Consider the following 3,805-nt stretch of genomic DNA (forward strand, 5'->3'; position numbering starts at 1 on the left):
GGCCAGGGCGCGTCCGGGCCGAGCGCCCCCATCGGCGACGAGCCGGTGGTGCTCGAGGTGCCGGGCCTGGCGCCCATCACCATCTCGCCGCCGCGGTAACCCCACCAGCGCGCCGCCCGGCGCGCAGCAGGCCGAGATAATCCGGCCTCACGCCGGTAGCCTGGACGGATGCAGCGCCCCTCTCGTAAGACCCGTAACCCCACACAGCCTGCGGTCCGTGCTGCCGCCCTGCTCGCCGGCGCCGTCTTCGCCGGTACCGCGTATGCGAGCGGGTGGGAGCGCAACAATTTCGCACTGCGGCGCCAGACGCTCCCCCTGCTGCCGCCGGGATCCGAGCCGCTGTCGATCTTGCACATCTCTGACCTGCACATGATGCCGGGTCAGAAGCGCAAGCAGCAGTTCGTCACCGCACTCGCGGAGCTGGACCCGGATCTGGTGATCAACACTGGCGACAACCTGTCGAGTGAAAAGGCGGTGCCGTCTGTCGCTCAGGCACTCGGCCCGCTGCTGGGCAAGCCGGGCGCGTTCGTGTTCGGCTCCAATGACTATTACGCGCCGGTGCCCAAGAATCCGCTGCCCTACATCGGCATCGGCCGCAAGAAGCACTCCTCCATTCCGCTGCCGTGGCGGGACCTGCGGGCTGTGTTCACCGAGCGCGGCTGGGTCGACGCCACGCATCGCCGCGCGGAGATCGCCGTGGACGGTCGCCGCATACTCGTGGCGGGCGTGGACGATCCGCACATCGGGCGGGACCGCTACGACGAGATCGCGGGGCCGGCGGGGCCTGCCTTCGATCTGCGGATCGGGTTGGTGCACGCGCCGGAGCCGCGGGTGCTCGACCGTTTCGACGAGGACGGATACGACCTGGCATTCGCCGGCCACACGCACGGCGGCCAACTCTGCCTTCCGACGGGCGCGATCGTCACCAACTGCGGCATCGACCGTTCGCGGGTCCAGGGGCTGTCGGCGTGGGGTCGCAATCTGATCCTGCACGTGTCGGCAGGGCTGGGGACCTCGCCGTATGTGCCGGTGCGGACGTTCTGTCGGCCGGAAGCCACCCTGTTGGAGCTGGTCGCCGTACCAGGAGGGGGCGACGACGACGCCGAGGTCCCGGTCACTCCCATCCAGGAGCGGATTCCGCAGCCGGCGTGACCGGGCTCCGGCGGTTGCGTGCACGCACGTCAGCGCTGCACCACCCACCCGGTTTCGCGATTCCCGGGCCGGGGCGCTAGAGTATCCATCGTTGTCACCGGGGTATAGCGCAGCTTGGTAGCGTGCTTCGTTCGGGACGAAGAGGTCGTGGGTTCGAATCCCGCTACCCCGACAATGGGAAGTCCCGGGTTACTGATGTGACCCGGGACTTTCGTTTTCCCTCCGCGATTTCGGTCACCACTGTGCAGTTTTCCGGTGCACTGTCCGCGCGCGGGTCCGTAAGGTCGGGGTATGACCACCGAGAACGACGTCCTCAACGCCGATTCCTCCGATTCCACCAACGCCACTGCCGCCACCGGCTCCGCCGCCGCGGATGCCGCCGGTACCGCCCAGAGCGTGCACCCGAACTTCGGCCGCATCACCACTAGTGGGCGCGGTGACGCCGAGCTCGCCAAGTCGCTGCAGAAGATCCTCGACGGCGAGTGGGCGGACACCCGCGAGGAGACCCGCGCGGCCATGACCCCGGACCTGGTGAACCCGCTCGGGCTCACCATGGACGAGCATCGCGATCATGTGATGACCCAGATGCAGAGTCTGGCGGATTCGGGCATGCCCAAGCTCGGGTTCAAGGCCGAGGACGGCGGCACCGGAGACACGGGCGCCGCGCTCACCTCGTTCGAGTTGCTGGGCCACCTTGACCTGTCGGTGATGGTGAAGGCCGGCGTGCAGTGGGGACTGTTCGGTGGCGCGATCGCCAATCTCGGTGACGCCGAGACCCGCAAGAAGTACCTGCCGGGCGTGATGTCCCTGGATCTGCTGGGCTGCTTCGCGATGACGGAGATCGGTGGCGGCTCGGACGTCCAGAACCTGGAGACCACCGCGACCTTCGATAACGAGACCGGCGAGTTCGTCATCAACTGCCCGACCCCCAGCGCGGAGAAGGCCTACATCGGCAACGCGGCGCGGGACGGCCGGATGGCCGCGACGTTCGCGCAGCTCATCACCATCGAGGACGGCGAAGAGCTCCGGCACGGCGTCCACTGCCTCCTGGTCCCGATTCGCGACGAGGCCGGCAACGACCTGCCGGGCGTCACCACCACCGACCACGGCCACAAGGGCGGCCTGCTCGGCGTGGACAACGGCCGGATCTGGTTCGACAACGTGCGGGTGCCGCGCGAGGCGCTGCTCAACCGCTTCGGCTCCGTCGACGAGCAGGGCCGCTACTCCTCCCCCATCGACTCGAAGGGGGCGCGCTTCTTCACGATGCTGGGCACGCTGATCCGCGGCCGGGTGTCGGTCGGTGCGGCCGCCGGCGCGTCGGCGCGGACCGCTCTCGCGCTGGCGACGCGCTACTCGCTGATCCGCCGCCAGTTCGACCACCCGGAGACCGGCAAGGGCATCCCGCTGCTGGAGTACCGCGAGCACCAGCGTCGCCTGATGCCGCGCATCGCCCGCGCCTACGCGTACGCGGTCGCCCAGAACGCGATCGTGGCGGAGCTCGCCGAGTTCGAGAAGAACCCGGACGCGTTCGACGAGGTGCGGCGGCGCGAGATGGAGACCCACGCGGCCGGCATCAAGGCCACGGTCACCGGCTTCGCCAACGACACCATCACCGAGGCCCGGCTGGCCTGTGGCGGCGCCGGCTACATGGCCGAGAACCTGCTCACGGAGATGCGCAAGGACTGCGACGTCTTCTCGACCTTCGAGGGCGACAACGTGGTGCTGACCCAGCTCGTGGGCAAGGAGCTGATGGGCGCCTACGCGGCGGAGTTCGGCGACATGGACCAGCGTGAAACCGTCGCGTTCGCGATCAACACGGTCGCAGACGTGGTGCAGGAGAAGACCCGCGCCTCGACCCTGTGGCAGAAGGTCGTCGACGCGGTGACCGACCGCGAGCACACGGACATCCTCGACCGCGGCAACCAGCTCGAGCTCCTGGTGGACCGCGAGGAGCACCTGCTCGAGACCGTCGCGCGGCGCCTGCGCAAGGCCCAGGGCCAGGACGGTTCGGCGGCGTTCAAGGTGTTCAACTCGGCGCAGGACCACCTGCTGCAGGCCGGTCGCGCGCACATGGACAGCTGGGTGTTCGCCCGCTTCGCCGAGGCGATCGACGCCTGCGAGGACCCGGAGGCCAAGGAGGTCCTGGGGATGCTGTGCGACCTCTACGTTCTGGACATCGTGGACCAGGACAAGGGCTGGTTCCTCGAGCACAACCGTCTGACCACCGAACGCACCAAGGCGGCCACGGCGGCCCGCAACCGGCTGTGCACCAAGCTCGCCGGCCGCGCGCGCACGCTCGTGGACGCGTTCGCCGTCCCCGAGTTCGTCTTCGACGTGCCGATGCTCAACGACGGCGGCGTCGACACCATCGAGGACCCCGCCGAGGCCTGACCCACACCCGCCCCCAACGCGCCGGCCTGCCGCACCTGCAAGACATCACCCGGTAGCCGCAAGACAAGAGGTGCGAAATCCCAATCGGATTTCGCACCTCTTGTCTTGCTATCGAGGGGCCGTGTCTTGCTACTGGCCCTACGACGGTGTGGGCGGGTCAGCGCGCTCGGCTGGGTGGGTCAGCGCGCCCGGCCCGCGCGGCCGGTGATCCGCACCGCCAGCCCGGCGCACACGGCCACCGCGATCAGCACGGCCACCGCGG

2 protein-coding genes and 1 tRNA gene are annotated in these 3,805 nt (G+C 69.1%); all 3 read left to right on the forward strand.

Features of this window, described 5'->3' with window-relative positions; translation table 11 throughout:
* Positions 1-168 precede the first annotated feature (168 nt).
* The 3 genes from G6016_RS14325 (at position 169) to G6016_RS14335 (ending at position 3,543) form a co-directional block, all read left to right on the forward strand.
* Positions 169-1,152: a metallophosphoesterase gene (locus tag G6016_RS14325; protein WP_182633295.1), complete on the forward strand. Its 984-nt coding sequence runs from the start codon at positions 169-171 to the stop codon at positions 1,150-1,152.
* Positions 1,153-1,250: 98 nt separating this feature from the next.
* Positions 1,251-1,324: transfer RNA gene (locus G6016_RS14330), tRNA-Pro, on the forward strand.
* 119 nt (positions 1,325-1,443) lie between these two features.
* A complete protein-coding gene (locus G6016_RS14335) occupies positions 1,444-3,543 on the forward strand; it encodes an acyl-CoA dehydrogenase family protein (protein ID WP_182633296.1) in 2,100 nt (699 codons plus the stop codon).
* Positions 3,544-3,805 lie beyond the last annotated feature (262 nt).

The organism is Dietzia aerolata (assembly GCF_014144865.1).
Classification (GTDB): Bacteria; Actinomycetota; Actinomycetes; order Mycobacteriales; family Mycobacteriaceae; genus Dietzia; species Dietzia aerolata.